We start from the raw sequence: 8,608 nt of genomic DNA on the forward strand, positions 1-8,608 counted from the left end.
TTATTTACCGCCCCATTCCGGAGCTTGCACTAACGCCCTGTTATTATCTAATTCAGTTTGTGATATAGGCCAAACATAGCCCTTCTTAGAGTCGAAAATATGGGAACCACCATAGCCTTCCGCCCTACATTTTGCATAAGCATCTTCCATGCCTTTCCACCTCAGCAAATCGAAGTACCGGAATCCTTCAAATGCAAATTCAACCCTTCTCTCGTGTTTGATAACATCAAGCAATTGTTCATAAGATAGATTACTTCCTTCAGCATCCTCTACCTTCGGCATTTTTACATCCGCACGCTGACGTACCTCGTCAATCAAACCCATAATTTCAGTCTTCTCCTGAGATAGATTTGCCAAAGCTTCGGCACGCATCAGTAATATATCTGCATACCTGATGATGTAGAAATCCTGATTATCTGGTTTCCAATCCGTACTACCATACTGGTATTTTCTTACATACAATTCGGACGGACTATTGTACCTCCACCATGCATCTCTCGCAGACTCTTTCCCCCAAGCTCCATTCCATGTAGAATTTGGAGTAACAATAGAATATGTCAGACGGGGATCTCGGTTCGAATCATCATCCGGATCATAGAGATTTGAATCGGTTATAGACTTTCCATCTTTACAATAGAAATCATTCGCCAAATTTTTATATGGTGTTATCCATTCCATCGGATATCCATAGTTATATGCAAGAAATCCACCTTCGCCTTGACTTTGGTCTGTATTTTTAAAGCGTACGGCAAATAAAATTTCCTTACTGGTATTACCGGCTTCTGTAAACAGTGTACTATAATTCGGATCTATTATATATTCGTTAAGTTTGATAACCTGTTCTGCTGCATCAGCTGCTTCTTCATACATTTCATTGTATAAATAAACCCGGCACAATAGGCCTAATGCCGCACCTCTGGTAGCACGTCCCCGATCTGTTGTCAACGGAAGCATATCTTCTCCTGAAATATCCTTCAAATCTTTTATTATCTGTGCCACCACTTCTGCCTTCGGTGACTTAGGCACCTGGCTTGTAGCTACTGTTAGAACATCTAAGGTAAGAGGCACATCACGGTATAAACTTGTCAGATGATTGTAGTACAAAGCTCTGAGAAACTTAGCCTCGCATACTATCTGGTTTGCTTTTTCTTTGCTAATCTGATCTTCAGTCATTAATGGAACATTTTTAATAACTGCATTACATCTGGCAATGCCTGTATATGAGGCTTTCCATGCTGCTTGCACCAGGCCCGATGTAGGGCTCAGGGTATTATTAGTCAGCACATCGGGAGCTACCCAAGGAATCCACAGAAAGAAGCCATTGTCGGTAGCAAATTCCAATTCTCTCAGACTGCAAGTACTAGCTCCCGGCCACACGAAAGCTATTCCACCTTCCATTTGCAAAGCATCATAACAACCTACTAATGCTTTAGTTGCATCCCCTTCGCTGCTCCAAAATGTTTCATTAGACAATTCCGATAAAGAATTTCTATCAAGAAAGTCTGAGCAAGAAAAGAATAATGTACTCAATAAAAATATTGATATGATAATTTTTTTCATGGTCTTCAAGTAATTAAATTATAAAGTAATATTTAAACCTACCGAAAATGTTTTTGCATTAGGATACGCATGTCCTCTTGTATCACTTCCGATTTTTTCAGGGTCATAATCTTTTATTTTAGAGAATGTAAGTGCATTCTGTGCAGAAACATAGACTCTCAGACGTTGTAATCTGATCTTATTTATCAATTTAGGAGTAAAGGAATATCCTAATTCTATATTTTTCAATCTGAGATATGAAGCATCTTTCAGCCAGAACGAAGACGGTTGTGAATTATAGTCACCATTACCGAGTCTAGGAAAATTCCCATTCGGATTAGAGGTTTCGGAATAACGATCCCACATGCGTGTAGAAACATTACCTGAAACTGTAGGAAAGTCCATCACAATGCGGTCTACACCTGCTATACCTTGAAAGAATGCTGAAAAATCGAAATTCTTATAGCCTGCATTCAGATTAAAGCCATACGTGAAATCTGGAAAAGGATTACCAATTACCGTTCTGTCATATGTATCGACAATACCGTCAGGTTTACCTTCCGGCCCGCTAATATCTTTGTAGCGGACATCTCCCAGTTTAAGGTTTCCTCCTCCAATTACATTATTTTGGTTTGCTTCGTCTACTTCACTCTGATTTTTGTACAATCCATCGGACATATAACCATAGTATGCACTAATAGGATGCCCCTCCAGATTTATCGACCAGCCTGAATTTCCAATCCAAGATTCTTTTCCGTGAAGGTCTACAATTTCATTCTTTACTTTACTAAAGTTTACTCTTGCGCCGAATGTCCAATCATTCCATTTATCATTATATCCTAAATCTATTTCCCATCCGCGGTTTCTTACAGTAGCGGCATTTACATAAGGCACTTCGTCTACACCCAGCATATCCGGTATCGGAAGCTGCAACAAAATATCTGACGTTTTCTTATTATAATAATCGGCAGTAAGCGTTATTTTATTTTTCAAGAAAGCCGCATCGATTCCGATGTCGGTAGTGGTAGTGGTCTCCCATTTGATATCTGGATTAGCCAGTGATGTAATGGCGACACCCGAAACCTTATCATCTCCCCACACATAGTTATGTCCTACACCAATATATTGAGCAAAAGGATAATAACCAATTTCCTGATTACCTAATTTACCCCAGCTAGCTCTCAGCTTAAGAGCACTGATCTCTGTAATCCCCTTGAAAAATGTTTCTTCAGAAATATTCCATCCTGCCGAAACCGAAGGGAAGTAACCGACACGGTTCTTTTTAGGGATTCGTGACGATTCATCGCGACGAATATTGAATTCTGCCAAATAGCGACTTTTGAAGATATAATTAAGCCTTCCAAAGAAGGATCTAAGGGTAGCCTCGGCTGCATCACCCCTTGCAGAGGTAGTGAGAGCCGCTCCTAATACGTGAAGATTATTGTTAGGAAAATCCTCACCCGAACCTATTGTCTGGCGATAACTATTAAACTGAGAAGATTGTCCCAATAAGAAGCTGAAATTATTTTCCGAAACATTTAGATTATATGTAATAGTATTCTCATTAATCCATTGTGTTCCTGTATAGATATTTTCTCCTAATGTGGTCTTTCCTCCAACGCCGGCAGGATTACCATCTGCATCTTGAGGTTTATAGTCATGAGAGAAATTCACATTTGACCAATTATCATACTGATAAGCAAAACTGGTTTTTATATGCAGATTTTTTATCGGTTCAACACCTAAAAATGCTTTTCCATCAAAACGATTATATTTAGTCTTTTGAGGTATAGTAGTAGCATGAACAGGGTTCTTTATTATTTGCATGAGCGGGTTTCCATCCGAATATCCCCATTCTCCGTTCTGATACTTAACTGGTACTGATGGGCGCGTATGCCATTTCAGGTTTTCGAATACGTAATAGCTGCCTATTGTAGGTTCTGTCACCTCTTCGTGATTACCTGCGATATTCATTCCCAATGTAATCATATTGATAAATTTCGTATCTGCATTCAAGCGGAAATTTATCCTGTCGGTACTTGTTCCTTTCAATATCCCATCTTGCCCTACATAGCCGATAGAACCCATATAATTAGAAGTTGCATTCCCCCCAGACATGGAGAGGTGATGGGTCTGTATCGGAGCTGCATGAAACAATTCGTCCGCCCAATTTGTATTGGCAAATTTATTCGGATCACTTCCATTTTTCAGCTTATCCAGCATTTCCGGTGTATAATTGGAATTCGTATCTCCTAAGGCCTCATTTTGCTCATTAAATAATGTAGCCCATTGCCAAGAATTGATATACTTGGGTAAGATTGTAGCTTTCTGAACACCATAAGATGCATTATACGACAGCCGTGTTTCTCCCGACACTCCACGCTTTGTTGTAATCAGAATTACCCCATTAGCGGCACGAACTCCATATATTGCAGCGGAAGAAGCATCTTTCAACACCGAGATATTCTCAATATCGTTAGGAGCTACACTGCTAAGGCTACCTTCAACACCGTCTATCAATATCATCGGATTATTGTTATTGAACGTATTGATGCCCCGGATACGAATCTCTACGTCATCTTTGATTCCCGGCTGTGCAGAAAATGTGCTGACTGTGACCCCACTCATACGCCCCTGCAATAGGCTTGAAGTATTCGATGCCGGAATATCCTTTATATCATTTACACGTATCGAAGATACTGCTCCTGTAAGGTTTGCTTTCTTCTGCACACCATAAGCAACAACTACGACTTCTTCCAAATCTTTAGATATGTCTTCCATCTCAATATTATACCGAGTCTGATCTGGCACCATATTTACCTCTACTGTTCTGAATCCGATGTAAGTAAAAACCAAGGTCTGCTGATTTGATTGAGAAATATCAAGAGTATACAATCCATTGGTGTCTGTAGTAGTTCCAATTGTAGTCCCTTTTAGTACGACGCTTACTCCTGCAAGTGTTTCCCCGCCTGTTTCAGTAACTCTACCTTCAATTTTGAGAGACTGAGCCATCATAGGAAGAACCCCAAACAAAAGAAGAATAAGAGAAAAACTTATCTCCTTCCATAATGTTTTTTTCATTTTCATAGCATTACATTGTATTAAATTGTGGTTTATTGAACCCGTTAGGTTTTACTTCCGCAAAGATGTATCTTTTTATGTAGGAGTAATAACACAAAACTGCCAAATTATAACAAACAAAATAAGATGCTGGTTTTAAACGATATAACCAACATCTTATTCTAGGTATAAATTAATATATTATGAATAGCGGAGACTGCTATTAAGCCTTTTCCTTAAATACAGCATAACTATCGACTAAGCCGACTTTATATGCATCTGCCAATTTCCGTATTTGCCTGCTATGCTGTTCCAGCAGGGATTTATCATCCGGGAATGGGAGTTAATCATAGGATGTATCTTTTGTCATCTTTGCATCCAGCCAGTCACAAAAGCCCTCTTTTGTGGTATTCGAATATTTTATCTTCAATCTTAGTCCATTCCCTCTTGCAAAGTTTTTCAAGTAATGGAAACCAGTTGGGATGTCTGACCGGGTTATTGGAATATCGAAGTGCTTCATTCCCGTTTTTATCACAACAGACAAATTCGATAGAAGGATTTACCGGATAACAGGGTTCGCAATACCCGTATTGGGCATCCGAAAGGTAATACCATAAATGATGTCCGTAAGTGTATCTTTTCTTCATCAAAAAGAATCAGATTAAAAAGTCAGGGCTATACTACAGGAACAAAAGAGAGTCCTGAACATCTTTTATTTCCTCTTCGAAGCAATCAGAATACCAACGAGTATCTGAAGGAAATAGCTGATATCTGCCAGATAAGGAAGAAGATTTCTTTCCATGTGACAAGACATTCATTTGCCTAAACAATGGAATTTCACTAATTTCATGTCGGAAAATAAATGCGGAAATGGAGAAGATGAAAAACAATTTAGATAAGGGTGCTTAAACACTTTAATAATAGATTTGTAATATTTATATTTGATTAAGAGATATTAATTTTTTAATAAAATTCACCAGAATCTACTATTTATTCATCAGTGCATATAGAGCAAAAGTTCCTAGCCAATGGCTTCCCATATAATCATCGTTAGTTATATTATTCAAAGAATACTCGAGATGGTTGCCTGCTATTGATCTTAAATATTTTAATTCAGGCAATTTCCTCGCAATGATATATAAACATGTCACTCTGCTGAAATTTAATCCATCAAGATGTACTAAGTGTCCGTCTGTACGATCTGATACTTTACCTGGTTCGAGAGAAAAATCCGGGTTGAATATATCTGGCAAGAAAGCTTTTAACCAGGCTCTGTATTCCTGAATATCCAAAACTTTACTCATCAGTAAGGCCTCTTCAAGACAAGGGGACAAGAAGTCATTCCCGCCGGGTTCATAAGAAATATTACAACTTACATCAGCCCTATACAACCTTTTAGCATGCTCCGCAATTAATTGCTCAAAGTCTTTATCACCTACAGTTCGCGCAAAATCTATAGATAAAGATAGCCCGAAAGCTGTATTATCATGCTGACCTGTGCGGATAGGATAGTTGAGTTTGGGTAAATATTCTTTGTATTTGGCAACAAGCATATCTGCCAAAGGCTTCAAATTCCTATACCAACGTTGGGCATCCTCATTTTTCCATGTATATAATTCACTTTGCAGTTGAAATAACCATGCCCACCCGTAAGTACGTTCAAAATTGCGGTTGTTATAATCCTCAAAGAAATCTGATTCTACAGATACATTTTCTATGGTTATATTTCTGTTCAATATGCTTTTCACTGTTCCCGACTCATCCAGTTGCGGATAATCTTTTAATAGTTTTACAATAGACCAATATCCATGTACTGAGGAGTGCCAGTCAAAACAACCGTAAAAGATCGGGCGTAGTTCCTTGGGACTTTTCAGGTCATTTGTACTTCCCAATACTTGTCCTAGTTTATTGGGATATTCAACCTCAATACAATGGACAGGTAACTTAAATATTTTCTCGGCTTGTTGCAAATCCAATGTTTGAGCATTTATATATCCGCAAAATAATAAGACAATAAAAGAAAGCTTTCTCATAGGTTTAATATATTATTAAGTATTAAAGAGGAATCTATTCCTGTTTTAATTGGGGGTGGTACAAAAGCATTGAATCTGTTTGTAATCACAAAAGCATGAATAGACACTTTTATTTATAAAATATCACATAAAGATATTACAGAAAAAGACTGTTACAAAAAAATGATTTATAACAGATACTCTATTTTCAGCTCTATACTATAATTAATTACAGTATATCAGGTATTTACATATTTATATGAAAATTATAAGACTTTCTTGTAAGTGTATAAAAAATGAAGATATTACCTTAATATTAAATTAGCTAAGGTTTGATAGTTCTTGAGCAAGAAATAAAGAAAAAATCTCAAGTTTTTTGCTATAAAAGGGTTTTATCTGTAACCCTCAAAGTTCTATTCCACCCAGAAAAAAGGAGTGCTTCTCAAATTATTGTTCATAGTCTATTGAAAAACAACACTATAAAAGTTTTGTTTTATTGGAATTTTATTTATTGTTGTAACTATATGGCATTCAGTTAGTTTTTCGGAATCAGGCACTGCTAAATTCGGGGACAGTCAAAATTTCAGAATTTTAAAATATTCATTTATAGGAGGATATCATAAGGGATATGTTTCCTCTCTATCAGATGTGTAATATATTGATAAACAGACTATTATTGGATTATCTTCTCTTTTCGAAATATCCCGAATCCCATTCTATTTCTTTTGTAATTATTTGGTTAACAAAATTTTGCCTATTTTTTATCCGTTTCCTCATTTTAATAATGCAGTACCTAAAAAAACAGCCATTTAGAAAATAGAAAGCAACTGAAGGTAATAAGAACGAAATCAACGAATTATAAGTAACAATTATTTTGGCTAAAAGAGAATAAAAGTATAAAAAAGCAAATAACGGCGATGAAATCAGTTACCAAATCGTTATCTGAATAACTTTACGAGGCTGAATCTTATTCGTCACTTATTCAATCATTTGCGTAAATTTGAATAACGTTGGATAATTTTAAGTTTTACCTAAAAACAACCTCAAACCTGATGACAAAACACCCATTATGGGAATAACCAAAGCTAAAGCCGAATGGTACAGCATCGGAACTTTTACTTATCTATACCTTTGAAAAGATAACAAAGCTGGCAGCAGAGTATAAGGAATCGTGAGGCAATCCGATACTGCCGACTTATAGAATGTGTGATACGACGAATAGGGTTTATCTCCCTTTCGAAAAAATAGAAAAATGAATCTCAATCGGTTTGAATTTCTTATCTTTGTATTATGAAGAAAGAACGTTCAATATCCGAATTTAATACTGAACTTAAGCTAAAAGGGTTCAAGGCATTTCAAATTGAAGACGACAGTAATGCAACACGCACGTATAGCCGTAAAGAATTCTATAAAATCTGCCTGACTACCGGAAGAAGTATTATACACTATGCCGACAGGAGCTTTGAACAGGAAGGAACCATTTTATTTTTTGGCAATCCGCATATTCCTTATTCATGGGAAACAATATCAAGAACATATATTGGTTATACTTGCCTTTTTTCGGAAGACTTTTTAAAACAATCCGATCGTTCGGAGAGCATGCTTCAATCACCATTCTTTAAAATTGACGGAACACCTGTTTTAGAAATATCCGAAGAACAAAGATTGTTCCTCAATACTCTTTTTCAAAAAATGATTGAAGAGCAGGAAAACGATTATACTTTTAAAGATGAACTTATCCGAAACTATATCAGCCTGATTATTCATGAAGCATTGAAATTGCAACCCTCAGAACATTATCATCAGGCAAAAAAAGCAACCGCAAGAATTACCTCCGTATTTCTCGAACTATTGGAACGGCAATTCCCCATCGAAACCTCCGATCACCCTTTACAACTGAAAACAGCACAGGATTACGCCCGTTGCCTGAACGTTCACACTAACTATCTGAATCGTGCGGTTAAAGAAATTACGTGTATAATATAATTGAAAAGTAG

At 36.9% G+C, this 8,608-nt stretch carries 5 protein-coding genes; 1 reads left to right on the top strand and 4 read right to left on the bottom strand.

Going from position 1 to position 8,608, the window contains the following annotated elements:
- The 4 genes from B3317_RS15805 to B3317_RS15825 all read right to left on the bottom strand — a co-directional run bounded on the left by B3317_RS15805 (nt 1) and on the right by B3317_RS15825 (nt 6,632).
- Complete coding sequence (locus B3317_RS15805) at nt 1–1,560, bottom strand: RagB/SusD family nutrient uptake outer membrane protein (protein ID WP_291113340.1); 1,560 nt, start codon at nt 1,558–1,560, stop codon at nt 1–3.
- 18 nt (nt 1,561–1,578) lie between these two features.
- Nucleotides 1,579–4,626 (bottom strand): SusC/RagA family TonB-linked outer membrane protein, encoded by a 3,048-nt coding sequence (locus B3317_RS15810; protein ID WP_291113342.1) that lies wholly within the window; start codon nt 4,624–4,626, stop codon nt 1,579–1,581.
- Between the two features lie 359 nt (nt 4,627–4,985).
- A complete protein-coding gene (locus tag B3317_RS15815) occupies nt 4,986–5,246 on the bottom strand; it encodes a hypothetical protein (RefSeq protein WP_291113344.1) in 261 nt (86 codons plus the stop codon).
- A gap of 339 nt (nt 5,247–5,585) precedes the next feature.
- Nucleotides 5,586–6,632 (bottom strand): DUF2891 domain-containing protein, encoded by a 1,047-nt coding sequence (locus B3317_RS15825; protein ID WP_291113346.1) that lies wholly within the window; start codon nt 6,630–6,632, stop codon nt 5,586–5,588.
- Between the two features lie 1,269 nt (nt 6,633–7,901).
- On the opposite strand from B3317_RS15825, the gene B3317_RS15830 reads away from it, so the two are divergent.
- Nucleotides 7,902–8,597: an AraC family transcriptional regulator gene (locus tag B3317_RS15830; RefSeq protein ID WP_291113348.1), complete on the top strand. Its 696-nt coding sequence runs from the start codon at nt 7,902–7,904 to the stop codon at nt 8,595–8,597.
- Nucleotides 8,598–8,608: the final 11 nt, after the last annotated feature.

This window comes from Dysgonomonas sp. UBA7710, assembly GCF_002482385.1.
Lineage (GTDB): Bacteria > Bacteroidota > Bacteroidia > Bacteroidales > Dysgonomonadaceae > Dysgonomonas.